A 25987-nucleotide genomic window follows, 5' to 3' on the forward strand; every position below is an offset into this window, starting at 1 on the left:
CATCCGCCTCTATCCCCGCGCGGTCGTTCAGAAATTGCGTATAGACGATCTTGCCCACCGGTACGTCATATTGACCGCCGCCGATGTGGTTCATGAAGGCCACCGCATCCCGCCCCTCGACGCGTATTTTGCCAAAGGACGACATATCGTACATGCCGACATTGCTGCGCACAGCGGCCAGTTCGGCGGCGACGTTGCCAAAGAAGTTCTGCCGCTTCCAGCTGTACTCATACGCAGGCGTCTGGCCAGGATTGGCGAACCAGTTGGCGCGTTCCCAGCCAGCGAGTTCGCCCATCACCGCGCCGTGGTCCAGCAGTTGGCTATGGAATGGCGTCCGCCTGATCCCCCGCGCTGTCGCCTTTTGCCGGTAGGGATAGTGGTCGGCGTAAAGCAGCCCCAACGTTTCTTTGGCCCGCTCTACCAGATAGGTTTTGTTGCCCTGAAACGGCTGCATCCTGCCGATATCAACATCGCCCAGATCAAAGGGTTTCGCGCCGTCCTCCATCCACTGTGCCAGCGCCATGCCAGCCCCGCCCGCCGATTGAATCCCGATTGAATTAAAGCCTGCCGCGACCCAGACATTATCCATCTCGGGGGCCAGCCCCAGATGATAGGCATCGTCGGGTGTAAAGCTTTCTGGTCCGTTAAAGAACGTATGTATCCCCGCCTCGGCCAGCATCGGCATGCGGTTCACGGCGGCCTCGAGGATCGGTTCGAAATGATCGAAATCCTCGGGCAGTTGGTCGAATTCAAAACTGTCGGGAATGCCCTGCATCCCCCACGGTTTCGAGACGGGTTCGAACGCGCCCAGCATGATCTTGCCCGCGTCGTATTTGTAATAGGCGCATTCATCTGGAACCCGCAGGACTGGCAGTTGCTCAAGCCCTTTGATCGGCTCGGACACGATATAGAAATGTTCGCAGGCTTGCAGGGGGATGCTGGTGCCAAGCATCTGGCCGACCTCATGGCCCCACATGCCTGCACAGTTCACTACATGATCGCAGGTGATCTGACCGTGGGTGCCATCTTCGGCCTCATAGGCGACGCCCGTGATCCGCCGCCCGTCGCGCAGCGCTTTGGTGGCCTTTACCCTCTCGAATATCTGCGCACCGCGTTGCCGTGCCCCCTTGGCCAGCGCCAGCGCAATGTTACCCGGATCACCTTGCCCGTCTTTATCAAGGAACACGCCGCCGGTAACGCTTTCGGTGTTCAGATGCGGATAGCGGGCTTTGACCTCCTCCGGTCCGATCTCTTCGATATCGACACCAAAGGCCCGTGCCATCGCGGCCGAACGAAATATCTCCTCGCGCCGTTCTTCGGTTAGCGCCACGGTGATCGACCCGCAGCGCTTGAACCCCGTTGCGACGCCTGTTTCAGCTTCTAGACCGCCGTAAAGCTCCTGAGAGTACTTTGCCAGCCGCGTCATATTTGCCGTCGCACGCAGCTGTGCGATTAACCCCGCCGCGTGCCAAGTCGTGCCCGATGTCAGCTGCTTACGCTCCAGCAGCAACACATTCTTCCACCCCAATTTGGTCAGGTGATAGGCGACAGAACATCCAATGACGCCCCCCCCGATGATAACAACGCGCGCATGAGAGGGGAGTGCCATAAGATATGTTCCTTAGACGATGGTGTGACCCGCCGCGCGCAGCCGCGTAGCGATTTCTTTGATGTGGTCGGGGCCAACTTCACAGCAGCCGCCCACGATAGTGGCCCCTTGATCGATCCAGCCCATGACATAGTCGGCATATTTGGCGGGCGTCAGGTCGCGCCGCGCGCTCAGGGCATCAACGGTGGGTTTGTCTTCAAGAAATTCCTGAGTGATCTTCTCGAACCCGTTGGCGTAGGCACCGAAAGGCAGACCAGCGGTCTTGAGGATATCCAAAGCGGGTTTGATCGCTTCGGGTGACGAACAGTTGATCAGCAGGGCGGCGGCCTTGCCCACGTGGGGCAGCACATCGGCCAAAGGTTCGCCCGACCGCAAGCGGGTGCCGTCTTGGTCATCGACCGACAAGGCCAGCCAGACCGGCAGCCCGGTTTCCAACGCCGCGTCCAGAACGCTACGCGCATGCAAGATTGACACAACCGTTTCGCACAGGATCAGATCCGACATCGGTGCCGTCATCTGTGCCTTTTCGCGGTAAATCTTGACCGCTTCATCATAGTCAGGGTGCAGATCAGGGCGGTAGCTGGCCTTGATCGGCCCAATCGCACCGGCAACGCGCACACCATCAAAGCCAGCCGCAGCGGCCTTGGCTTCGGCCATCGCCGCATCGTTCAGCTCGGCAAAGCGGCTCTCGTACGGGGTGCCTTCCAGCCGGTCGCGAAAGATCGCGTAGGTGTTGGATGTCGCGATGGTGGCACCGGCGGCAAAATAATCGCGATGCACGGCCTCGACCATACCGGGATGGTCGATCATAACTTGCGTCCCCCAAAGCGGGGTTGACTTGTCGCCCGCACGGTGGACCAATTCCTGCCCCATGCCGCCATCAAGAAGGATGATTTCTGCCATAACGTCTCCTGTTGAGCCGAAATTTTCGAAAATTCCGACACGTTTTCTTTGAAGAAAACAGCTACGCCCGCAGGCGTTCGTTTTCGGGATCCCAGAGCGGCTGATCCGCCTGAACAATTGCGCGGCACTTGGTGCCGAAGATGTCCACGTAGAGCTCCGTTCCGGCAGCCGCAAGGTCGGCCCGCAGCATCCCGAACGCGATCGATTTATTCACGCGGTATCCCCAATCGCCCGACGTGGTTTCACCGACAACCGCCCCCTCATGCCAAAGGGTCGACATATAAGGCGCGTCTTGATCACCGGCCTCAACGACCAGCGTGACAAAGCGTTTCGACACGCCCTGCTGCTGTTCGTTTTGCAAAGCGGCTTTACCGGGAAAGTCCTGCGGTTTGTCCAACTTCACAAACCGATCCAACCCGCCTTGCAGCAGTGTATAATCTGTAGATAAATCGCCTTTCCAAGTGCGGTACCCTTTTTCCATCCGCATTGAATTCAGCGCCCACATGCCAAAGGGCTTTGCCCCCGCATCAATCACCGCATCGTAAAGCGCAGGTATATCTGCGATGGCCGCGTGAATTTCCCAGCCAAGTTCCCCTGCAAAACTGACCCGCGCCAAAGCGCATGGCACACCTGCGACGGTAGCAGCCTGATGCGACAGCCACGACGCAGACAAATCAGCCTGCGTGTTCAGCGCCACGAACAGATCGCGTGACTTTGGGCCTGTGACGATCAGCGTCGAAAATTCGCGTGTGTGGTCCGTCAGTGTCAAACCTGCGTCCTGCGCGGGGCGCAGGACGTCGAAATCATGCCACTGGGCTGTGGCGGCTGTGATCAGCGTAAAGACATCATCATCGTGCCGCAGGCAGGACATCTCTGTCACGATCCGCCCGCGGTCATCGGCGAAATAGGCAAGGTTCATCCGCCCGATCTTGGGCAGTCCGCCCGTGATGCGCTGACGCAACCATTCGGCAGCCCCCGCCCCTGACAGATTGAAGCGCGAGAACCCCGGTAGGTCCAGCACACCGACGTGGTCGCGCACCGCCTCGCATTCCTCGCGGATGCGCGCGGCCCACGGGCCGTTGCGGTCCCAGGTCTGCGTCGCTTCCTCAGACACATCATCGTCTGGGCGCGCGAACCAATTGGCACGTTCCCAGCCGTTGTAGGCCCCCATCTGCCCGCCTTGTGCGATGATTCGGTCATGCACTGGCGACAGCTTTTTATCGCGCCCCGCAGGCCACGCGTGGCGCGGGAAATGCATCGCATATTCATGGCCGTAGACCTCGATTGCCTTCTGGTTGGCATAATCCTGATCGGTGTAATCGGTATAGCGGCGCGGGTCCGTCGCCCACATGTCCCATTCGGTCTGACCTTGGGTGATCCATTCGGCCAGCACTTTGCCTGCACCGCCGGCTTGGGTGATGCCAAAGGTGAACACGCACGCCTCGAACGCGTTGGGCACACCGGGCATAGGGCCAAGCAGCGGCAGGCCATCAGGCGCATAGGGGATCGGGCCGTTGATCACCCGTCCGACGCCAGCCGTGCCAAGGATCGGCACGCGGGCCATGGCGTCTTCGATGTACCATTCCAGCCGCTCCAGATCGTCAGGGTAAAGCTGGAAGGAAAAGTCATCGGGCATCGGATCATCGGGGCGCATCCAGTGGCCTTTGCAGTTCCGCTCGTACGGCCCCAAGTTCAGCCCATATTTATCTTGGCGCAGATAGTAAGAGCTATCGACGTCACGCAGCAGCGGTACCTTGTGGCCTTGGGCCAAGGTCCATTCTTTCAACTCGGGGATGTCATCGGTCAGGAAATACTGATGGCTCATCGTGGCCATCGGCACGGTGCGCCCACCATAGGGTTTGAACCATTCGCCCACGCGCTGCGCGTAATAGCCGGCGGCGTTCACCACCTTTTCGCAGCGGATATCGCCCTTGGCCGTGTGCACGATCCATTCGCCGTTCTCGCGGCTGACACCTGTGGCAGGGCAGAACCGTTCAATCCGCGCGCCCATGTCACGCGCCCCTTTGGCAAGCGCTTGGGTCAGCTGTGCGGGGTCAATATCGCCATCATCGGGGTCATAAAGGCCGCCCGCCAGATCGTGGGTTTCAATGAACGGGTATTTTTCCTTGATCGCGGCAAGGTCCATCATTTCAAGGTTCAGACCCTGATAGTTCCCCATGGAACAGGCGCGCTCAAACTCCATCATGCGGTTCTTGCCATGGGCCAGCCGCACAGATCCGGTAACGTGGTAGTTCATCGGGTAATCGACTTCGTCCGCCAGCCCCTTGTACAGGCTCAGCGAATAGCGCTGCTTGTTCATCACAGCCCAAGAGGTGCTGAAACTGGGGCAGTTTCCTGCCGCATGCCACGTTGACCCGGCTGTCAGTTCGTTCTTTTCCAGCAAGACGCAATCGGTCCAGCCCATCTTGGCCAGATGGTACAGGGACGACACACCGACGACACCGCCGCCGATGATGACAACCCGTGCAGTGGTGGGGAAATCAGCCATGATCTAATCCTTCTGAGGAAGCCCGTCGTTGATGTCGTAATAGTCGCCTTTGTCGGCAACAAAGATATGCTCTTGAAGTGCGAGGCCCGTCGGGTTTTGCAACGCACCAAGGGCGAAACTGATCGCATCTTCGTCATGGGCTTGCCAGAACAGAAAGCAGCCGCAGGTCGGGCAGAAGCCGCGCTTGGCCTTTTCCGACGATTTGTACCACGTCACGTCACCGGTGATCGAAATCTGGTCCGGGGCCGCCTGGCCCGATGCCCAGACATGGCCCGACTGTTTGCGGCATTTTGTGCAGTGACACGCGACGGCGCGGTTCGCCTCTGGTGCTACCGAAAAGTGGATTGCCCCACAATTGCAAGAACCCTTCATCGTCAGACCCGCCCCGCTGGTGTGGAAGATGCCCCCAAAAGGACACCATAGATGATGAAACACACCGCCATGATGCGGCGAAACCAGACGTTGAACACAGCGCCAAGGGCCGCGCGGCCCAAGCCTGCCCCGAGGGCCGTAAACCCCGTGTAGCTAAGCGCTGTCAGTGTCAGCGCCGTCGGAAAGATCACTAGCATTTGATCCCAGATCGGGACGTTCGGTTGAACAAACTGGCTGAACGCGGCCAAGTAGCCCGCGACGGACTTGGGGTTAATCGTCGCGATTGCAAAGGCGCGCAGATAGATTGATCTGACCGGACGCTCATCCACCCTGACCGGTGTCTTTGCTGTTTTCAGGCCACGGATGCCAAGATAGATCAGGAACCCCGCACCGATCAGTTTCGCCACGGTAAAAGCGGTCGCAGAGGCCGCGACAAGGGCCGTAATGCCAAATGCCGAAAGCAGCAGAAAGAGCGCCGCCTGCGTCAGTATTCCCAGCACGCCGACCATCGCGCGGGGAAAGCCAAGTGCCATGCCATTGGTGATGCAATTGACAGCGTTTGGTCCTGGGGTGGTTACGAACACCACCCAGAACAATGTAAAAACAATCCAGGCTTCAATACTCATCAATATACCGGGGGGGCTATGACCCAGATCGCAACTGCGGGATCCGGATAGGGGTTTGCCCAACGAAAGGGTTCGCCACGGATGCGAAAACTGTCACCGGGATTAAGGGAATGGACGGTCCCTGCAATATCAATCTCAAGCCTGCCCGAGACCACATAGCCCACCTCTTGGGTGGGGCGGGTCACCGGATCTTTGATGCGGCTGTGGGGTAAAAACGTGGAATGGACCATCTCGAAATCATCGGTCAAGTCCGGAGAGAGCAGTTCTTCGATCAGACCCGCAACCGATGACCCTATGGGCCGCCGCGCGTCTTTGCGCACGATAAAACCCGCTTCGTGGACGGGGGCTGCGGCATGGCGGAACAGCATCGACACCGACACACCAAGTGCCTGTGCCATCTGCCGCAAATCGGTGATGGAGGGATCAGAGAGATCGCGTTCAACCTGACTGAGCCACCCGACAGAGCGGTTCAGTGTATCGGCCAGATCCTGCAACGTCAGCCCGCGCGCCATGCGCAAGGCGCGCAAGTCAGCCCCGAGAGACTGTGAGTTGAGGGATGTCGCGTGCTGCACCAAATCGTTCCATGAAATTCTGCGGTCAAATTTCACGCTGCATCAAGCTAATGAAAAAATCCAGCATTATTTCATCGGCGATATCAGCGCTATGTCACGTTGGCAAAGCAGTCCTTCAAAATGGCTTCTAGCTCATCCGCATCTGTTTGGGTGAAGGCATCGGGTTGATTGCTGTCGATATCAAAGACACCGATCAAGGTACCCGCACCATTCCAGACCGGCAAAACCAGCTCTGACCGGGTTGAGCTGGCACAGGCGATGTGGCCTTCAAAAGACTCTACATCGGGCACCAGCTGGGTCTGACCGGTGCGTGCCGCCGCCCCGCACACGCCCCGCGAAAACGGGATCACAAGGCAGCCGTGTCCGCCCTGATAGGGGCCGATTTTCAGCAACTCGGGTCCGGTGACCCGGTAAAAGCCTGTCCAATCAAAGCGGTCATCGGCGTGGTGAACCTCGCAAGTGACGGTGGCCATGAGGGCAACGCTGTCTGTTTCCCCTTCGGTCAGGGCCTGTAGGGTTTTGGCGAGGGTGGCATAGTCAACGTGCATAGAGGGCCCTCTAGTGAGACACTGGGATTAAGACATCGGGGGGCAGGCCGCCCCCCGAAGATTCGAGCTCATCTGGATGATTAGGGGCGTTCGATCGCAATCGCAGTGCCTTCGCCGCCACCGATGCAAATGGCTGCGATGCCACGTTTCAAGCCCCGCTTTTCAAGCGCATTCAACAGCGTAACGATGATCCGGGCACCCGAGGCACCAATCGGATGGCCAAGCGCGCAAGCGCCACCATTCACATTCACAATGTCATGGGACAGCCCCATCTCGTGCATGAAGGCAAGCGGGACGACAGCGAAGGCTTCGTTCACTTCCCACAGATCGACATCTTCTTTTTGCCAACCCAACCGGTCAAGCAGCTTTTGGGCAGCAGGGACCGGTGCTGTGGTGAAAAGGCCGGGTGCTTGGGCGTGGCTTGCGTGCCCCATAATATGGGCGCGGATGGTCAGACCTTGATCAAGGGCGGCCCGTTCAGAGGCCAGCACCAACGCGGCTGCACCGTCCGAAATCGAGGATGAATTTGCCGCCGTGACGGTCCCCCCCTCGCGGAACGCAGGTTTGAGCTGAGGAATCTTTTCGGGCCGCGCATTGGCCGGTTGTTCATCGGCGCTGATCGTTGTGGTGGCTTTACGGGATGTCACGTCCAGCTTGGCGATTTCACCATCGAAAGCACCCGAAGATTGCGCTGTGATCGCGCGCGACAGGGATGCCAACGCATACTCATCTTGGGTGGCACGGGTGAACTGATAGGTTTCGGCACAATCTTCGGCAAAAGTGCCCATGAGGCGACCCTTGTCATAGGCATCTTCAAGGCCGTCGAGGAACATGTGGTCAATCACCTGACCATGCCCCAAGCGCGCACCGCCGCGCATTTGCGGCAAGATATACGGCGCATTTGTCATGCTTTCCATGCCGCCCGCGACCATCACATTCGTATGGCCAAGGGAAATCTGGTCAAAGGCAATCATCGCGGCCTTCATGCCCGATCCACACATCTTGTTCAGTGTCGTGGCGGGAACCTCTTCGCCCAGACCCGCCTTGAAACCTGCCTGACGTGCCGGTGCCTGACCTTGGCCTGCGGGCAGAACACAGCCCATTAGCACCTCGTCCACGGTCTTGGCCCCTGCGCCATCCAAGGCAGCCTTGATCGCATGGCCGCCCAGATCAGCAGCAGTCAGGTTGGAAAAGACGCCTTGGAACCCACCCATTGGTGTGCGCGATGCCCCCGCAATAACGACCTTGTTCATTTTGAGCTCTCCCCGGAAAATGATCACTAAATGGTAAGATATGCACGCTACTCAGATAGATAATGCAACATACCCTTGGGACGAGCTTATGAAACTCTCAGCCAAAACAGAAGAGCCGCTGCAGATTGTTTCGGTCATTGATGACCGAATTGATGCTGCCGTCGCGCTTGAGTTCAAGGAAACCATGCGCCAACTGACAGAAAACGCACCCGCTACAGTGATTCTTGACCTAAGCAGCGTTACGTTCATCGATTCCAGCGGACTTGGCGCGATTGTGGCCACGATGAAGTATTTGGCCCCCGACCGGACGCTCGTGTTGGCAGGCTTGACCGGGCCGGTCGACCGCGTTTTTCGACTGACCCGTATGGACAGCGTGTTTACATTGTATCCAACGTTGGAAGCTGCCGTACATGATCAAGAACTGCTATGATCGCTGAAAGCCGGAAACAAAACGTGGCAGATATTCCCGCCCCCCCCTTTGCATTCGAGCAAAACCTCGACGGGACCCAAGATGCGGTCAGGGGTGCGCTTGCCGTGTTCTTGGACCGGCTTGCACCTTTGCCCCTGTCAGACGATGAACTCGGCGTAATCGAACTTGTGATGGCCGAAACGCTCAACAATATTGTCGAACATGCCTTTCGCGACCACCCCCAACCTGGCCTGATTCGAATCAGATGCCAGTATCATTCAAACAATTTGCACCTGCGTATTACTGATCTTGGTGATGCGATGCCAAACTCTGTATTGCCGCAGCCCAAGGGGTTTGACATTGATGTGGCCGTTGAAGACTTGCCCGAAGGTGGCTTTGGCTGGGGTTTGATCCGCGCACTGACAGGTGACGTCTCGTATGCCCGCAGCGGACCAATGAATATTACTACCATGCGCGTTCCTGTTGGGTCGGCCTGAAAACAACGGAAATTGAAGCGCCAACAAACAAAGCCCGCAATCGCGGGCTTAACTGCGTTAAGAAAACAATACCGACCCAGTTCGCCTTATTGGTTCGCGCAAATACCCCGAAAGCGCCGCACCCCCATCACAGTTTTGCCGCGCTTGACCGTCATAGTTGGAAACGTAGCTGCATATGGCTTCCCTCAACGTCGCGTTTCATAGCCCCCACCCAGTGCGCGACGTTGAGGTACTTACTTCACTGTTAATATAATTGGCACTCTGGGCAACGGCGCGCTAGGTTCCTGCAGAACATTCATCTGCAACAGGATCTTACCCGATATGCGCGACTTTCAACTTCCGGGGCGTTCGCCCGTTTTGGCGAAAAATGGCATGTGTGCCACCTCTCATCCTTTGGCCGCAAAGACCGCGCTGAACATTCTTGAGAGGGGCGGCAATGCGATGGACGCTGCCATTGCTGGCGCTGTCTTGCTTGGAATTTGCGAACCCCAGATGACCGGGATTGGCGGGGATTGTTTTGTGCTATATTCCCCCGCCGGCAGCGACGAAGTTCACGCGCTGAACGGGTCGGGCCGTGCGCCCAAGGGCCTTGATGCAAGCATTCTGCGCAATGCAGGTGAAAAAACCGTACCTTTGCAAAGCGCCCATGCGGTTACTGTTCCCGGCGCGATTGATGCATTTTGCCACTTGTCCGAAAACCTTGGAAAGTTGGGGTTGGATACGATTCTGGCACCGGCAATCCACTATGCCGACGAAGGTGTGCCCGTTGCGCCACGGGTGTCTTTTGACTGGAATAATGATGCAGGTACGCTGCAAGGCAAAGCACGCGATTTCTTTCTGATCGATGGCAAGGCACCGCAGGTCGGCTCAATTTTCCGCGCGCCCGGTCAGGCCGAAGTGCTGCGACGCATTGCCCAAAATGGTCGCGACGCCTTTTACACCGGAGAGATCGCCGAAGACATGATCGCTGCTCTGACTGCGCGTGACGGCATGCACACGGCCGAAGATTTCGCCAACGTCAGCTGCACCAAAGGCGATCCGATTGCGACAACCTACAACGACCTTGAGGTGCTGGAACATGCCCCGAACGGACATGGTGCAACCGCGCTGCTGCTGATGAACATCCTTTCGCATTTCGACATCGCGTCGATGGATCCTTTCGGGGCCGAGCGTCTGCACATCGAAGCAGAGGCCACTAAACTGGCCTATGATGCGCGCAACCGCTTTTTGGGCGATGCCGATTACACCACCCGGCTGAGCCATATGCTGGACCCGAAGACGGCGCAAAAACTGGCTGAACTGATTGATCCGAACAAGGCAATGGTTGATCCCACGCCGCTGTCCGAAGCCGTCCACAAAGACACAATCTATATCACCGTCGTGGACAAGGACGGCATGGCCGTGTCCTTGATCTATTCGATTTTCCATGGGTTTGGCTCTGGGATTGCATCTGATAAATTCGGCATCTTGTTGCAGAACCGCGGCGCGGGCTTCACCCTTGAAGAAGGTCACGTGAACGAGATGAAAGGCGGCAAACGCCCCATGCATACCATTATCCCCGGCATGACACGGCAGAACGGCAAGGTGCAGATGCCATTTGGTGTGATGGGCGGGGCCTATCAACCCACGGGCCACGCACGGTTGATCAGCAACCTGACCGATTTCGGGATGGACCCGCAGGCCGCCATTGATGCGCCCCGCGCGTTTTCTGACAAAGGTGTGCTGAACGTTGAACGCAGTTATGGCGACGACGTGCGCGCCAAGCTGGTCGAGATGGGCCACAACGTTGAAATCCCCAGAACCGCAATCGGCGGTGCGCAGGCGATCAAGTTGCGCAGCGACGGTGTGCTGGAAGGTGCCAGCGATCCGCGCAAAGATGGCTGCGCTTTGGGCTACTAGACGACGATGGGAAGGCTGCGTTCAAACGCGCCTTCCCGCTTAGTTCAGTTGGAAATGCAGCGGATAGGCCCCATCGGTGAACGGGCCGAACAGATCAGGAATATCCGGATGATCGACAGGTTCGCCGGAATAATCAGCAACGAGGTTTTGCTCAGAGACATAGGCCACGTAATAGCTCTGATCATTTTCGGCCAGCAGATGGTAATACGGCTGGTCCTTGACCGGACGGCTTTCTTCGGGGATTGCCTCGTACCATTCGTCGGTATTGGCAAATTCAGGGTCCACGTCAAAGATCACCCCCCGAAAGGGATGTTTCTTGTGCCGCACGACCTGGCCCAGATGATATTTTGCGCGTGTTCTAATCATGACATTGAAGCACCTATCTTTCGTTAGTAGTCGCTTCAAGGGGCATTTGTCCAATCACGGTAGTCGAATCATAGGAAACAGTTTGTGAACCTAGCGTTAACAGTCCTCGAAATCGTAGCCCCGGTCTTTCTTTTGGCGGGCATCGGCTTTGCTTGGGTAAAGCTGGGTTTTGAATATCGCATTCAATTTGTGACCCAATTGGCCATGACCCTTTCTGTGCCTTGCCTGATTTTTGTGTCCTTGATGAACACCCAGATCGACCCTGCGGCCCTTACGGCCCTGTCGCTGGCCACCATCATTGCTTATGGCGGTGTCACACTGGTGGCAGCCTTGCTTGTATGGGCGCTTGGGCTGAACCGGCGGACCTATCTTGCCCCTTTGATTTTCGGCAATACGGGCAATATGGGGCTGCCGCTAGCGCTTTTCGCCTTTGGTGACGTGGGTCTGGGTTATGCCGTGGTGGTGTTTGCGATCATGGCGATCTGGTCTTTTACCTTTGGGGTCTGGTTGGTTGCAGGTGCAGGGTCTTTTGGCAAGGTCATGCGCGAACCGCTGGTCTGGGCCACGCTCTTGGGCGCATTGTTTCTGGTGCAGGATTGGCAGACACCGAAATTCCTGACCAGCACCCTTAGTCTCCTGGGGCAGATGGCTATTCCGATGATGCTGATCACCCTTGGTGTTGCTGTCGCGCGGCTATCCCCCGGCGGGATTGGACGCGCTGTCGTGCTTTCTGCGCTCAAGTTGGTGATTTGCGTGGGCATCGCGTGGGGGGCGGGGCTATACTTTGATCTCGAACCGATAGCCTTTGGTGTCCTGGTGCTTCAGGTGGCGACGCCTGTCGCGGTAACATCCTATCTTTTGGCCGAAAAATACGGGGCCGATGCGCAATCTGTGGCCGGGCTGGTTGTCGTCTCAACCTTGATGTCAGTGGCCGCCCTGCCCGTCTTGTTGGCTTTTTTACTCTAAGTTTTCGGTGGGCGATCCTGCGGAAATCTGGTAAACTATTCCATAATAATAAACGATATAAGCGAGAGGCAAATGAGCAGAACCTTTTGCGCCCTGATAGTTGTCGTGCTTTTGGCATCATGTAGTGGCGGCCCCACCAGCGCCCCACGAAACCTTGATAATGCCTGCGCGATTCTCAAGGAGCGCCCAGAATACTACAAAGCTTTCCGCGCGACCGAGCGCCGCTGGGGTGTGCCTGTGCATGTCCAGATGGCGACGATCCATCAGGAAAGCAAATTCATCGCAGATGCACGCACGCCGTTCCGTTATGTAGTCGGCGTGATCCCGATGGGCCGGCAATCAAGCGCCTTTGGCTATGGTCAGGCGCTGGATGCGACATGGGATGAATACTTGTCCGAGACAGGCAAACGGTCCGCCAAGCGTGACCGGATCAAAGACGCGTCGGATTTCATGGGCTGGTACATGACCAAAAGCCGCACGAAAAACGGCATAGATCTGCATGATGCGCGCAACCAGTACCTTGCCTATCACGAAGGCAATACCGGCTTTTCGCGACAAAGCTATAACGCCAAGCCATGGCTGATTACAGTGGCCAGCAAAGTGCAGCAACGCGCCGACATGTACCAAGGGCAGATCGCGGGTTGCCGCCTAAGCCGCTGGTAAGATAGCTAAAGGCCCGAAGGATCACCTTTGGGCCTTTGGTTTTTAGCGGTTTGTCCGCGCTGGCGACTTGCTGACATCGAACAGCGTGTTCGACAGGCCGACGCCCTTTTGCAAATCCCCCAAGACCACGGTGGTCTGGCCACCGCTGCCGTTGTTGATGACCCACTGTCGCAGCTCAATAGGGTTATCGGTAAATTTAAGTTCAATATTACCATACTCAGGATGCTCCGGATCCTGTGCCCTCACGGTGGTCGCCGTGCCGTCATAGCTGTGGCCGGTGACCATCCGCGCTTGGCCAAGGTTCACATTCGCCGCCAAAATGATCGACAGCGGAGTCTTGGACAAAGGATATGTCTCGGCGGGCTGGTTGGATTTCTTGTCATAGATCACGACCGTATTGCTGCCCGCGATGACAATGCCCGAATCCGGTGCATTATATTCAAAACGCACTTTACCGGGCCGCTTGATATATAGGGTACCGGTGCTGATCGACCCGTCATCATTGATCTGGGTGAATTCACCTTTGCCGGTTTTCATAGCGTTCAGATACTGGGAGATCGCCCCAAGCGACAACTGCTCAGCGGCAGCCGGCAGCACAGAAGTCAGGCCAAGGCCCAAGGCCAGAACGGTGGTGGTCACAAAACGCATCTGAGTATTCCTATCGTTATTTCAGTGCCGTGCCTCAAACATAAGCGGTGCCACGATGATATGCGATATCACGCGGCAGATTATCGCCCGTTCCTGCAAGAAACGAAAAAGGGTTGACCTGTTTCCAGACCAACCCCGCGACCTTGCTTTTCGTTCCGCCTAGCCCTGTTCGGGTACCAGAATCTCGCGTTTGCCGACGTGGTTTGCAGGCGAAACGAGGCCTTGATCCTCCATCTGTTCGACCAGACGCGCGGCCTTGTTATAGCCGATCGCCAGTTTCCGCTGGATATAGGATGTCGAACATTTGCGGTCTTTGATCACAATCGCCACAGCCGTATCATATAGCGCATCTTCGCCGTCGGTATTGCCACCAAGGCCCAGAACCGCGTCAATGCTGCCCTCTTGGTCTTCGGGCGGGCCTTCGACGACGCCGGAAATGTAATCAGGCGCGCCATATGCTTTGAGGTGGTTCACGATCTCTTCGACTTCTTCGTCGGACACAAACGGACCATGACAGCGCACGATCTTTGATCCGCCCGCCATGTACAGCATATCGCCCATACCCAAGAGTTGCTCAGCACCCATTTCGCCCAAGATCGTACGGCTGTCGATCTTTGAGGTGACCTGAAAAGAAATCCGCGTCGGAAAGTTTGCCTTGATCGTGCCGGTGATCACATCCACCGACGGGCGCTGTGTTGCCATGATAAGGTGAATACCCGAGGCCCGCGCCATCTGGGCAAGCCGCTGGATACAGGCCTCGATCTCTTTGCCTGCAACCATCATCAGGTCAGCCATCTCGTCGACGATGACGACGATATAGGGCAATGTTTCGGGCTTGAATTCATCCGTCTCGAAAATTGGTTCGCCGGTTTCGTCGTCAAATCCGGTCTGGACAGTACGGCTGAACATCTCGTCCTTGGCCAGCGCGTCGCGCACCCGGCCATTATAACCTTCGATGTTGCGGACCCCCATTTTGGACATCTTGCGATAGCGTTCTTCCATCTCGCCGACGGTCCACTTGAGCGCGACAACAGCCTTTTTCGGGTCGGTCACAACGGGGGACAGCAGGTGCGGGATGCCGTCATAGACGCTGAGTTCCAACATCTTGGGGTCAATCATGATCATCCGGCATTCTTCCGGCGTCAGCTTGTAGAGCAGCGACAGGATCATCGTGTTGATCGCCACCGATTTACCCGACCCCGTCGTCCCCGCGATCAGCAGGTGGGGCATCTTGGCAAGGTTCGCAACGATAGGATCGCCGCCAATGTCTTTGCCCAAGGCCAACGGCAGGCGCATGGTGCTATCGCCAAAATCACGCGCTGACAGGATTTCGCGCAGGACAACTTTTTCGCGGTTCTCATTGGGCAGTTCGATCCCGATCACACTGCGTCCGGGCACAGTTGACACACGCGCAGACAGCGCCGCCATCGACCGCGCGATATCGTCGGCCAGACCGATGACACGGCTGGCCTTAAGGCCCGGTGCCGGTTCAAGTTCGTACATCGTGACAACGGGCCCCGGACGCACGGCGACAATCTCGCCCTTTACGCCGTAGTCATCCAACACGTTTTCCAGCATCCGCGCGTTTTCTTCCAGTGCATCGTCGCTCAGATGCAGCCGTTCTACAGTGTCGGGGCTTTCCAAAAGGCTCAACGGTGGCAGTTCAAAGCCCGGATGCGTGTCGTCAAAGGTCAAGGCAGGCTGCGCTTCGGCTTGGGCCTTTTTGCTTGGCTGTATCGCTTTACGGATCGGCTGCTGAACAACTTTGCGTGGCTGAGCAACGGGAATTTGGATTGCGTCCGACGGAGCAGCATCCTGTAGCGGCAAGCTTTCTTCTTCGTCGGCGTATGTATCGATTTCAGGTGCCGGCGCGGCCTGGACTGGCCGGATCACACTGGGTGACACGCCTGCGCCTGTCAGGGGGGGCTCGACCCGGCCTGCTGCCGTCAAAGGTGGTTCTTCGCGGCTGTGACTGCGCGGAGTGGTGTCCAGCACCAAGGGGTCGGGCCCCCGACCGCGACCGCGCGTCAGCGGTGCCGTCACAGGTGTGTGCAGCGCGCTGGCAGTACGGACACGGTTTTTGATCACATCGGCAATCTTGGATTTGATGCGGTCGTCACTGGGGGATTCGTCGACTTCGACGTCAGACCAGTTTTCCACCAACTCCGGCTCTGGCAATGGTTCTGCGCGCTTGACCAGCGCGGGCATCTTGGACAGCAATCCCGTTTTAGGCGTTACCGCCGGGGCCGCCGGATAGGAATGTTCGCTATAAGCAACCTGCGAGGCTGCGTATTCAGCGTTCTCTTCTGCCTCGATCCGGTTGCGTTCGCGCCGCTCTGATTGCTTTGCCTGAAGGGTTTGCGCAGCCGTAACGGCACCTGCCGCCCCACGCCCCAGCAAGGTCATCAGCCCTGCGTAAACCATGATCACGCCCACCAGCATAAAACGCCCGATGCGGGTCAGTTCAAGCTTGGTAAAGCCCAAGACGAACGCCCCGAAGACAAGGATCGATACGCCCATCAGAAACGACATCAGCTTGATCGTGAAGGTCGACCCAATCGGCAAAATTGTCAGAATTGCGCCCATCACCGTATCACCGAACAGACCGCCCAGACCAAAGCTGTGGGTCTGCAACCAGTCGGCCCCAGGTGTCAGTGTGGCCCCGTAAATCGAACACAGCGCCACCGCGATCGGGGCAAAGATCAAACGCCCCATCGCGCGGTCCTGCCCGCGGTGCAGCGCAAAACGCGCGCCCCATGCCAGCAAAATCGCGGCAACCGCCCATGCGCCCCAGCCGACGATCATGAACAGGGGGGCGGCCAATGACGCCCCCATCCGGCCCAGCCAGTTTTGCGCAGGCGCATCGGTCGACACCATCCAGTTGGGGTCATCCGGCGTATAACTGCCAATCATCATTGCGGCCATCAAACCCAACGCGATCAGGCCAATGCCCAGCAGTTCCTTGCCACGTTTTTCGATGGCTTGGGTCATGCTGGAATCCAGCAAAGGATCGCGCCCACGTGTCTGATATGCCATTGTCCTGACCCCTCGTCTTATTCTGGATAGAGACAGTCGCGGATCGCTTCGATCCCGCGCGTTGTCTCTTCTTTTGGGGCGACCATGGCCACCCGGATATATGTCTTGCCGGGGTTTTCCCCGTTAACTTCTTGTGCCAGATAGCCGCCGGGCAGCACCCGAACGCCTGTCTCGCGCCACAGCTTCAGCGCGGCGGTTTCGTCATCTTCCACAGGCAGCCACAGGAAAAACCCAGCCTCCGGGCTTTGATACCCCGGTACATTCCCAAGGATCCGATCGGCGACTTCGTATTTCTCAACATACAGCGCACGGCTCTCGGCCACATGCGCCTCGTCTGCCCAAACAGCAGCCGAGGCCGCCTGCAAAGGCAGCGGCAAAGGCGTGCCTGCATAATTGCGCAGCTGCTTTATCTCGCGCATCGTGTTCGGGCCGCTGGCGACAAACCCCGACCGAAGTCCCGGCAAGTTCGACCGTTTCGACAGCGAATGGAAAATCACCACACGGTCCGGATCAGCGCCGACCTCTTGGGCGACCTGCATGGCACCGACGGGCGGCGTATTGCGGTAGATTTCAGAATAACATTCATCGGCAAAAATCTTGAAATCGTATTTCTCTGCCAACGCCAGCAGATCCGTCCAATAGTCGCGGCTTGCCACAGCGCCCTGCGGGTTGGCAGGCGAACAGATATAGGCAGCAGTGGTCCGGTTCAGCACATCTTCGGGCAGGCTTGCGAAATCAGGCAAATGACCGGTGGAAAGCGTCGCAGGCACCATGATCGGGTCCGCCGCACCAGAAATTGCACCAATCATGTAAACTTGGTAAAACGGGTTCGGCATCAAGATGGCAGGCTTTTTGCCGTTCTTGGTTTCCGGACAGACCGCCATCACTGCATTATAAAGCCCCTCGCGCGTACCATTCAGCGCCATCACCTGGGTGTCGGCATCAACGCCAACGCCATAGCGCAGCTGTATCCAGTCAGCGATCGCACCGCGCAGGGCCGGTGATCCGTCATTCGGCGGATAGCTGTTAAAACCGGCGGCATTCTCAGCAATCACGTCCATCACCCATGCAGGAAAGGCATGTTTCGGCTCGCCGATGGTCATGTGAATAGGCGTGCCGCCACCTTCGTGGACATCAAGCAATGCACGCAAACGGGGCCACGCATGGGCCGGAAGGTTCGAAAACCGCTCGGGATATAACATCAAAACTGCCTCGGGTTCGGGATCATTCATGCCCCGTTAATGACAAACTACCCAAGGGGGTGGTCTACGTCCAGAGAATCTAGGACTTGACCTACGGTTTGTGTCTTTTAGGCCAGCGCTTCTTCTGCAGCGGCTGCAAGGCGCAGTAAACGCTCTTCCGAACCCGCCGCCATCATCATCATCAACCCGCAAGACGGCGTGCCCGTTGGCAGCGTCATCGCGCACAGTCCCATCAGGTTACCAATCCGCGTATTGCGCAGCGCCAACAGATTTGCCGACACGTAATAATCATGGTCGCTTTCCAACTTTTCCAGCTTGGGGGGCAAGGTCGGGGCCGTGGGCAAGATCACCGCGTCATAGCCAGCGACCGCACGATCATAGGATATCCGCAATCCCTCAAGCTTGGCCCAAGCGGCAACGTAATCAGGGCCGGAATGGGCCTTGCCCAAGCGGAAACGCTCAAGGATTTCGGCATACATTGCCTCAGGGTTCGCCTCGATCATGTCACGCCACAGCCCATAGGCCTCGGCGGTGAACAGACACCCGCTTAGCGGCATGGCTTGTGCGATTTCGGGCAGGGTGATGTCGTCGATGATCGCACCGGCATCGCGCAGTTTTTCCACAGCGCCTTGAAATGCGTCTCGCGGGGCGTCTTCCAGATCATCCATCGCGACATTCCGCAAAATCGCAAAACGCCGCCCCTCAAGGTCGGCGCTGGACAGATCAGCAGGTTTTGTGCCCTCGAGTGCTGCCAACAACAGGCCCGCATCTTCGACCGACCGGCACAGCGGGCCGACCGTATCGAATTTCATCGCCAACGGCACAACGCCTTGCAGCGACACGCGCCCGGAAGTGGTTTTCAGCCCGACCAGATCGTTCCACACCGACGGAATCCGAACGGATCCCCCTGTATCAGACCCGATTGCAGCCGCCGCCAATCCAAACGCAACCGACGCCGCAGCCCCCGAGGACGACCCCCCGGACACGGCCTCAAGATCATTGACGCAAGGCGGGGTGGCGGTGGACGGGTTGTGGCCAAGGCCTGAAAAAGCAAGCTCGCTCATGTGGGTTTTGCCAAGGCAGACCAGCCCCATCGCCGTGGCGTTTTGCAAAACCTGCGCATCCGTGTCCGGCATGCGGTCTTTCAGCAACATCGACCCGGCTTCGGTCACGGTCCCTGCGGTATCGAAAAGGTCCTTCCAACTGATCGGAACACCGTCCAGCGGCGACAACCTGTGCCCCGCCTTGGCGCGCAAAGACGCGGCCTGGGCTTCGGCCATGGCACGATCTGCGGTCACACGGGCATAAATACGGTCCCGCAAAGGATGCGCATCAATCGCATCAAGGTAGGTTTTGCACAACGTCACAGGGTCAATCTGACCGCTTTCAATCCCACGCCCCAAATCCGCCGCCGTCATTTTTAGCCAATCTTGCATGGTGTCTCCTTACGAAATGCTTTGAAAGCGACGGTAGCGACCGTTGCACGCATGGACAATCCCTGCCGCGCGGCCATATCTAAGCATATGGAATTCGATACAGATATTGCGATTGTCGGCGGCGGGCTAAATGGCCCTGCCTTGGGATTGGCTTTGGCGCAGGCGGGTCTGCGCGTGACGATCATTGATCGCCTGCACACCCAAGACCGCAAAAGCCCCGATTTTGACGGGCGATCCTACGCATTGGCGCTGACCTCGACCCGGTTGTTGGACGGCATAGGCGTGTGGGATGCGGTGGCCGACCATGCGCAACCAATGCTTGAGATCAAAGTCACCGATGGCCGCGCAGGCGAAGGGCCATCACCGTTTTTCATGCATTTCGACCATGCCGAGATCGAAGAAGGCCCGATGGGCCACATGGTCGAAGACCGCCATCTACGCCGCGCCTTGATGGAAGCGGTCGCAACCTGTGACACGATCACAGTGTTGGATGGTGAAACAGTGACGGCGCAAGCAGTTGATCCCTCGGGTGTCACGCTGACATTGGCGAGCGGAAATACAGTGCGCGCAAAACTATTGGTCGGTGCCGACGGGCGCGCGTCGGGCACGGCAGATCGCGCCGCGATCAAGCGGATCGGTTGGGACTATGGTCAGACCGCGCTGGTTTGCGCGATTGCCCATGAAAAACCCCACGCGGGAATCGCGCACCAGTTCTTTATGCCACCCGGCCCACTTGCGATCTTACCGCTGACCGAAAACCGGTCCTCGATTGTCTGGAGCGAAACCGCAGAAAACGCCGCCCGCATTCACGCGCTGTCCGACGACGCATATCTGGATGTACTGCGTCCGCGTTTTGGTGATTTTCTGGGTCAGATTTCACTGGCTGGCGCGCGCTATACCTATCCGCTGGGCCTGTCTTTGGCCCATTCAATGGTCGCCCCCCGTGTGGCTCTGCTGGGTGATGCCGCGCATGGTGTGCACCCGATTGCGGGGCAAGGGCTGAACGCCGGGTTGCGCGATGTCGCGGCCTTGGCCGAAGTTATCGCAGACGCGCAGCGACGTGGCCAAGACATCGGCAGCCCCACGGTATTGGATCAATATCAACTGTGGCGGCGCTTTGATAATACGGCGTTGGCACTGGCGACAGACAGCTTTAACCGGCTGTTTTCAAATGATAACCCGCTGCTTCGGATCGCGCGGGATATCGGCATGGCCGCGATCAACGCGTTGCCCGGCGCACGGCGCGGGTTTATCCGCGAAGCCGCTGGTTTGACCGGCGACCTGCCCCGCTTGATGCGGGGCGAAGCGCTTTAGGTCAGTCCAGAACCCGCGCTTCGTCCACCAGCATTACGGGAATGCCGTTTCGGATGGGATAGGCAAGGCCAGCGGCTTTTGACACCAATTCCTGACGGTCCGCATCATAGCGCAACGTCGTCTGCGTGCGTGGACACACCAATGCCTCAAGCATGCGCCGGTCAAACTGGATTTCTTCACGGCTCAATTCATCATCTCCCCTTCGTGACCGCCGCGCAGGGCGTATTCGATCAAGGTTAACAGCGTTTCGCGACGCGTGGACAAAGACGGTGCCTCAAGCAGGGCCTGTTTGTCCTCTGAGTCGAAATCCAGCATCATCGACAGCGAATTGATCAGCAATTCGTCATCCGCTTCTTTCAGTGTTTCCCAATCAGCGGACAGATTGCGCGCATCGAAATAACGGCCCAACGTGTCCAAAAACGCCTCGCGATTAAAGGCAACGTCGTCTTCGTCTTTGCCCAAATCGCGCTCGAACCCGTCCCAATTAACGTCACAGCGACGGTACGGCGTAAAGCCTTCGATCTCTTTCACGACACGGAACCGCGACACCCCGCCAAGGGTGATCATATAGCGCCCATCCTCGGTTTCGGAGAACTGGGTGATCCGGCCCGCACAGCCGATGGTTTGCAACCCGGGGCCATCACGCCCCGGCACCACATTGGGCTGCACCATGCCAATCAGCCGACCGGGCGTCTTGAGGCTGTCTTCGATCATCTGAAGATAGCGCGGTTCAAAAATGTGCAATGGCAACCGTGAACGGGGCAGCAGCAAGGCCCCGCCCAACGGAAAGATCGCGATTGTATCTGGTAGTTCTGATTGCTTTATCATGATGCTCTATCTAGTGCTGCAATCACCTTAAGCAAATATCATCGAGCTAAGTTTCCGACGCCCGTTTAGCGCAATCGGATCATTGGCCTTAAGCGCATCAAAAATAGTGAAAAGCTGCGTCTTGGCGGCACCTTCGTTCCATTCACGATCCTTGCCGAAAAGCGTCAGCAACTGGTCAACCGCGCCTTGGGTGTCGCCGTTGGCCTGCAAGGCCAGCGCCAGATCAAACCGCGCCTGATGGTCATCGGGGTTGGCATCAACGGCAGCTTGCAATTCAGCCACGGGACCCGCGTTTGCGGCCTGACGGGCCAATTGCAATTGCGCATGAGCGGCTTCCAGCTCGGGTGTTTTGGAGATCTCGATTGGCGCACCGTTCAGGTGACCTTCGGCGGCATCCAGCTGATCAAGCGCGATGTAGGCGCGCACCATGCCACCATAAGCACCGGCGTGCGTCGGGTCTTCGCCAAGGATCGCGGAAAATGTGTCCAACGCATCTTGGGCGGCCCCTTCGGCCAGCATTTCGTCGGCAACGGTCACGGCCTCGTTCAGGCTTTCACCCGGCGCTTCGCCGCCGCCTGCTTTGATCACACGATCGACAAAAGCCTTGATTTCGGATTGGGGCAACGCGCCCTGAAATCCATCCACGGGCTGGCCTTTGAAGAACGCAAACACCGTCGGCAGCGACTGAATTTGCATCTGGCCTACGATCTGCTGCGCCTCGTCGGCGTTGATCTTGACCATCTTGACGGCACCTTTGGCGGCACGCACTGCGTCTTCCAGCATGGGGCCAAGGGTTTTGCACGGGCCGCACCAAGGGGCCCAAAAGTCGACAATGACCGGTACCGTCTGCGACGCGTCGACCACATCAGCCATAAAGGTCGCCTCAGTCCCGTCCTTGATCAGATCGGTATCTGCTGCGGGCGAAAGGTTCAAATCCATCATATCAATATCCTCATTTGGGCTGCCTCTTATATGTGGGCGCGCCCGCTGAATTCAAAGGTCGAATGTCGCAAAGACCGGGACGTGGTCGCTTGGTTTTTCCCAACCGCGGACTTCGCGCAGTATCCGGCTGGAATGGGCAGCGCCGGAGATGTCGGGTGTGGCCCAAACGTGATCCAGACGGCGCCCCTTGTCGGCGGCATCCCAATCCTTGGCGCGGTAGGACCACCACGAATACAAGTTTCCTTCGGGAATATCCTGACGTGTGATGTCGACGAAACCACCGGCATCCTGTGTCTCGGCAAGCTTTTCGACTTCGATCGGGGTGTGGCTGACAACCTTCAACAGCTGCTTGTGGCCCCAGACGTCGTCTGCGCGGGGGGCAATATTCAAGTCACCGACCAGAATGGATTTCTTGGGTTTGTCGCCATGAAACCAGTCGCGCATACCGGCAAGGTAATCCAGCTTTTGGCCGAATTTCTCGTTGACCTCGCGGTCGGGAACATCGCCGCCAGCGGGCACGTAAAAGTTCTGGATCGTCACGCCATTTTCAAGCCGCGCCGCAACATGACGGGCATGGCCAAGATCGGCAAAGTCCTGATCACCGACATCCTCAAGCGGCAACCGCGACAGGATCGCAACGCCATTATAACCTTTTTGACCGCGTGCAACCATGTGGGTATAGCCCGCAGCAATGAACGCTTCGGTCGGGATTTTATCGACCGGGCTTTTGCATTCTTGCAGGCACAAGACATCAGGGCCTTGCTCTTGCAGCAGCTTCAGCACCAGTGGTTCGCGCAAGCGCACCGAGTTTATGTTCCATGTCGCAAGCGTGAATGACATCGATAGCCCCCAAAGATCAGATCGCGCGCACCCTAGCCCGAAATGCCTTCGGGCTGCCATCGCGAAACGGGACCTGACAGGCATAAAAACGACCGTGCACAAAAAAGGCCGGGCACAAGGGCCCGACCTTTTGAGGGGAGGTATGTGTCATTTCCCGGACACAAACTTCGGGTTCAAACCGATCAGCGGGTCATGAAAACCCCGCCGTTCAGAATACTAACAACCAAACGAGCGTTTGGTTCCAAAATTAGGAAACCAATCTGTAACCACCTGACTCGGTTACCAAAATACGCGCATTCGATGGATCGGGTTCGATCTTTTGGCGCAGACGGTAAATGTGGGTTTCCAGCGTATGGGTGGTGACGCCGGCGTTATATCCCCAAACCTCGTGCAGTAATGTATCGCGCGGCACAACCCCCGCGGCAGAACGGTAGAGGAACTTGAGAATGTTTGTTTCTTTCTCGGTCAGGCGGATCTTTTTGTCGTCCTCTGTAATCAGAAGTTTTGCCGATGGCTTGAACGTATAAGGGCCAAGCTGGAAAATCGCTTCTTCAGACTGTTCATGCTGCCGCAGTTGCGCGCGGATGCGCGCCAAAAGCACGGGGAACTTGAACGGCTTGGTGACATAATCATTCGCGCCCGCGTCCAGCCCCATGATCGTATCAGCGTCAGTATCATGACCGGTCAACATCAGAATCGGGCTTTTGACGCCCTGCGTACGCAGATCACGACACAGGTCACGCCCGTCGATATCAGGCAATCCCACATCGAGAATCACCAGATCATACAGCGCTTCGGCTGCCCGTGTTTTGGCATCTGCACCATTGCCGGCCTCGAACACATCGAAATCTTCGGTCAGCAATAACTGTTCGCTCAGCGCATCGCGAAGATCATCGTCATCGTCCACGAGCAAGATTTTCTTTAACTGGGCCATATCAACTCATCCTTTGCGTTCACCTAAAGGTGTGCTCACGAAGCCGTGCCCACAAGAGGTACGACATTTTATTCACAGCACCGTGCACAAATCGCGGCAAATGTTTCAATTCCTGTGCATCTGACCTAAGTATTTGATCACACCCGAAGCGAAAGATTTCAGACCATGGCATTTGGCCCCGACATTACCGAACAACTGGCCCGCGCGCGTGCCGACCTGCGCATGGGGGTGCCGATCGTATTTCTGGGCGATCAGCCGGTACTGGTGCTGGCCGCCGAAACATTGACCGCACAGCGCCTGACCGATCTGCTGGCCCTCGGGGGCGATCCGGTATTGGCCATCACTGCGCGCCGGGCCGAAACCCTAAAGGCGCGGGCCTATGATGGTGATCTGGCGCGCGTGCTGTTGCCACAGGACGCGCCCCCCCGTTGGGTACAATCCGTGGCAGACCCCGCCGATGACTTGCGCAGCCCTATGAAGGGTCCGCTGGCGTGCGCACGCGACGGGTCCGCAACCGCGCATAGCGCTGCATTGCAACTGACGAAATCCGCGCGCTTGCTGCCCGCAGCAGTGGTCTTGGACCTGCCGGATGCTGCTGCTTTTGCTTCAAAACACGGGCTTACCGCGTTGTATCTGGAATCGGCATTGCCTGCCCTTGCGGCCCGCAGCCCGCTGCATCCGGTCGTGAACGCCCGCCTCCCGATGGAGGTATCAGAGGCAGGACGCCTGCACATATTCCGCCCCGAAGACGGCGGGGAAGAACACTATGCCATCGAAATCGGCCGCCCTGACCGCAGCAAACCGGTGCTGGCACGCCTGCATTCCGCGTGCTTTACCGGCGATCTGATGGGTAGCTTGAAATGCGACTGCGGGCCACAATTACACGCTGCGTTGGCCCAAATGGGGGCCGAAGAGCAAGGTGTTTTACTCTACCTCAACCAAGAAGGGCGCGGGATTGGCCTTGCCAACAAAATGCGCGCTTATTCCCTGCAAGATCAAGGCTTTGACACAGTCGAAGCCAACCACCGCCTTGGCTTTGAGGACGACGAACGTGATTTTCGCCTTGGGTCTGACATCCTGAAATCCATGGGGTTTTCATCCACTCGTCTGCTGACCAACAACCCTCGTAAGGTCCAGATGATGGAGGCAAGCGGCATCAAAGTCACTGAACGTGTCCCCCTTAAAGTCGGAGAGAACCGTCATAACACCGCCTATTTGGCAACCAAGGCGGCGAAATCGGGACATCTGCTGTGACGCCTGATGATATGGTCCTGACCCCGATGGGATTGCGTTTTCAGGGGCAAACCTATCCCTGTACCATCGGCAAAACCGGCGTCACATCCCGGAAAAAAGAGGGCGACGGGGCCACACCTATCGGGGTGCACCGCATTGTGGGGATGTTGTACCGCCCCGATCGGATGGCGCGCCCTGCACGTTGGGCAAAACCGATTGGCCCGATGGATCTGTGGTCAGATGATGCCCGCGATGAGGACTACAATATGATGGTCCGCGCGCCCTATCCCCACAGCCACGAAAAGCTGCGCAGGCCAGACCCGCTGTATGATCTGGTGCTTTTGACGGATTGGAACTGGCCCTACGGCGTCAAAGGGCGTGG

General features: G+C 57.7%; 26 protein-coding genes. 8 read left to right on the forward strand and 18 right to left on the reverse strand.

The genetic code is table 11. The features are described from left to right. From ABYT07_RS06900 to ABYT07_RS06935, 8 genes are all read right to left on the reverse strand, one after another. On the reverse strand, window positions 1–1609 hold a 1609-nt coding region (locus tag ABYT07_RS06900), incomplete at its 3' end, for an FAD-dependent oxidoreductase (protein WP_372990358.1). 12 nt (window positions 1610–1621) lie between these two features. Further along, window positions 1622–2512: a homocysteine S-methyltransferase family protein gene (locus ABYT07_RS06905; protein WP_372990359.1), complete on the reverse strand. Its 891-nt coding sequence runs from the start codon at window positions 2510–2512 to the stop codon at window positions 1622–1624. A gap of 61 nt (window positions 2513–2573) precedes the next feature. Further along, on the reverse strand, window positions 2574–5021 hold the full coding sequence (locus tag ABYT07_RS06910) for an FAD-dependent oxidoreductase (protein ID WP_372990361.1): 2448 nt from the start codon (window positions 5019–5021) through the stop codon (window positions 2574–2576). A 3-nt stretch (window positions 5022–5024) separates the two neighbouring features. Next, window positions 5025–5393 (reverse strand): GFA family protein, encoded by a 369-nt coding sequence (locus tag ABYT07_RS06915; RefSeq protein WP_372990362.1) that lies wholly within the window; start codon window positions 5391–5393, stop codon window positions 5025–5027. A gap of 2 nt (window positions 5394–5395) precedes the next feature. Then, window positions 5396–6019 carry a LysE family translocator gene (locus ABYT07_RS06920; protein ID WP_372990363.1) on the reverse strand — a complete coding sequence of 208 codons (624 nt, stop codon included), beginning with the start codon at window positions 6017–6019 and terminating at the stop codon, window positions 5396–5398. Further along, window positions 6019–6591 carry a helix-turn-helix domain-containing protein gene (locus ABYT07_RS06925; protein ID WP_372990364.1) on the reverse strand — a complete coding sequence of 191 codons (573 nt, stop codon included), beginning with the start codon at window positions 6589–6591 and terminating at the stop codon, window positions 6019–6021. Before ABYT07_RS06925 ends, ABYT07_RS06920 begins: the two co-directional genes overlap by 1 nt. 89 nt (window positions 6592–6680) lie before the next feature. Then, window positions 6681–7139 carry a GAF domain-containing protein gene (locus ABYT07_RS06930; protein ID WP_372990365.1) on the reverse strand — a complete coding sequence of 153 codons (459 nt, stop codon included), beginning with the start codon at window positions 7137–7139 and terminating at the stop codon, window positions 6681–6683. Between the two features lie 80 nt (window positions 7140–7219). After that, on the reverse strand, window positions 7220–8392 hold the full coding sequence (locus tag ABYT07_RS06935) for an acetyl-CoA C-acyltransferase (protein ID WP_372990366.1): 1173 nt from the start codon (window positions 8390–8392) through the stop codon (window positions 7220–7222). Window positions 8393–8480: 88 nt separating this feature from the next. Between ABYT07_RS06935 and ABYT07_RS06940 the strand changes: the two genes are divergently transcribed. The 3 genes from ABYT07_RS06940 (at window position 8481) to ABYT07_RS06950 (ending at window position 11197) form a co-directional block, all read left to right on the forward strand. Continuing rightward, a complete protein-coding gene (locus ABYT07_RS06940) occupies window positions 8481–8822 on the forward strand; it encodes an STAS domain-containing protein (RefSeq protein ID WP_372990367.1) in 342 nt (113 codons plus the stop codon). A 23-nt stretch (window positions 8823–8845) separates the two neighbouring features. Continuing rightward, window positions 8846–9298 carry an ATP-binding protein gene (locus tag ABYT07_RS06945; RefSeq protein WP_372990368.1) on the forward strand — a complete coding sequence of 151 codons (453 nt, stop codon included), beginning with the start codon at window positions 8846–8848 and terminating at the stop codon, window positions 9296–9298. 321 nt (window positions 9299–9619) lie between these two features. Then, complete coding sequence (locus tag ABYT07_RS06950; RefSeq protein WP_372990369.1) at window positions 9620–11197, forward strand: gamma-glutamyltransferase family protein; 1578 nt, start codon at window positions 9620–9622, stop codon at window positions 11195–11197. Window positions 11198–11236: 39 nt separating this feature from the next. Here ABYT07_RS06950 and hspQ read toward each other — a convergent pair whose 3' ends face one another. Beyond that, a complete protein-coding gene (hspQ, locus tag ABYT07_RS06955; RefSeq protein WP_008225460.1) occupies window positions 11237–11563 on the reverse strand; it encodes a heat shock protein HspQ in 327 nt (108 codons plus the stop codon). Window positions 11564–11647: 84 nt separating this feature from the next. Between hspQ and ABYT07_RS06960 the strand changes: the two genes are divergently transcribed. Both ABYT07_RS06960 and ABYT07_RS06965 read left to right on the forward strand, forming a co-directional pair. Beyond that, the gene (locus tag ABYT07_RS06960; protein ID WP_372990371.1) at window positions 11648–12529 is read left to right on the forward strand and encodes an AEC family transporter; all 882 of its coding nucleotides are present in this window, start codon (window positions 11648–11650) and stop codon (window positions 12527–12529) included. 72 nt (window positions 12530–12601) lie between these two features. Further along, entirely contained in the window at window positions 12602–13192 is a 591-nt protein-coding gene (locus ABYT07_RS06965) for a lytic transglycosylase (protein ID WP_372990373.1), read from the forward strand. Window positions 13193–13234: 42 nt separating this feature from the next. Here ABYT07_RS06965 and ABYT07_RS06970 read toward each other — a convergent pair whose 3' ends face one another. The 4 genes from ABYT07_RS06970 to ABYT07_RS06985 form a co-directional block, all read right to left on the reverse strand. Then, a complete protein-coding gene (locus tag ABYT07_RS06970) occupies window positions 13235–13840 on the reverse strand; it encodes an outer membrane lipoprotein carrier protein LolA (RefSeq protein ID WP_372990374.1) in 606 nt (201 codons plus the stop codon). 159 nt (window positions 13841–13999) lie between these two features. Continuing rightward, window positions 14000–16876 (reverse strand): DNA translocase FtsK 4TM domain-containing protein, encoded by a 2877-nt coding sequence (locus tag ABYT07_RS06975; RefSeq protein WP_372990376.1) that lies wholly within the window; start codon window positions 16874–16876, stop codon window positions 14000–14002. A 17-nt stretch (window positions 16877–16893) separates the two neighbouring features. After that, window positions 16894–18078 (reverse strand): aminotransferase class I/II-fold pyridoxal phosphate-dependent enzyme, encoded by a 1185-nt coding sequence (locus ABYT07_RS06980; RefSeq protein ID WP_372990391.1) that lies wholly within the window; start codon window positions 18076–18078, stop codon window positions 16894–16896. A gap of 107 nt (window positions 18079–18185) precedes the next feature. Further along, window positions 18186–19514, reverse strand: a complete 1329-nt coding sequence (locus ABYT07_RS06985; RefSeq protein WP_372990377.1) for an amidase — start codon at window positions 19512–19514, stop codon at window positions 18186–18188. Between the two features lie 87 nt (window positions 19515–19601). On the opposite strand from ABYT07_RS06985, the gene ABYT07_RS06990 reads away from it, so the two are divergent. Then, complete coding sequence (locus ABYT07_RS06990; protein WP_372990379.1) at window positions 19602–20828, forward strand: FAD-dependent monooxygenase; 1227 nt, start codon at window positions 19602–19604, stop codon at window positions 20826–20828. A gap of 1 nt (window position 20829) precedes the next feature. On the opposite strand, the gene ABYT07_RS06995 is transcribed toward ABYT07_RS06990, so the two are convergent. From ABYT07_RS06995 to ABYT07_RS07015, 5 genes are all read right to left on the reverse strand, one after another. Then, entirely contained in the window at window positions 20830–20982 is a 153-nt protein-coding gene (locus ABYT07_RS06995; protein ID WP_372990392.1) for a Trm112 family protein, read from the reverse strand. Window positions 20983–21011: 29 nt separating this feature from the next. Beyond that, window positions 21012–21656, reverse strand: a complete 645-nt coding sequence (locus ABYT07_RS07000) for an LON peptidase substrate-binding domain-containing protein (RefSeq protein ID WP_372990381.1) — start codon at window positions 21654–21656, stop codon at window positions 21012–21014. A gap of 27 nt (window positions 21657–21683) precedes the next feature. Next, a complete protein-coding gene (locus tag ABYT07_RS07005; RefSeq protein WP_372990382.1) occupies window positions 21684–22598 on the reverse strand; it encodes a tetratricopeptide repeat protein in 915 nt (304 codons plus the stop codon). Window positions 22599–22649: 51 nt separating this feature from the next. Next, window positions 22650–23438, reverse strand: a complete 789-nt coding sequence (locus ABYT07_RS07010; protein WP_372990384.1) for an exodeoxyribonuclease III — start codon at window positions 23436–23438, stop codon at window positions 22650–22652. A 247-nt stretch (window positions 23439–23685) separates the two neighbouring features. Further along, window positions 23686–24372, reverse strand: coding sequence for a response regulator transcription factor (locus tag ABYT07_RS07015; RefSeq protein ID WP_372990387.1), 687 nt, complete (start codon window positions 24370–24372; stop codon window positions 23686–23688). A gap of 165 nt (window positions 24373–24537) precedes the next feature. On the opposite strand from ABYT07_RS07015, the gene ribA reads away from it, so the two are divergent. Together ribA and ABYT07_RS07025 are read left to right on the forward strand one after the other, a co-directional pair. Continuing rightward, window positions 24538–25626, forward strand: coding sequence for a GTP cyclohydrolase II (gene ribA, locus ABYT07_RS07020; RefSeq protein ID WP_372990389.1), 1089 nt, complete (start codon window positions 24538–24540; stop codon window positions 25624–25626). Then, window positions 25623–25987, forward strand: a 365-nt coding sequence (locus ABYT07_RS07025; RefSeq protein WP_372990390.1) for a L,D-transpeptidase, incomplete at its 3' end; no start/stop codon positions are given. The genes ribA and ABYT07_RS07025, both read left to right, overlap by 4 nt.

The organism is Sulfitobacter sp. (genome assembly GCF_041552635.1).
Classification (GTDB): domain Bacteria; phylum Pseudomonadota; class Alphaproteobacteria; order Rhodobacterales; family Rhodobacteraceae; genus Sulfitobacter.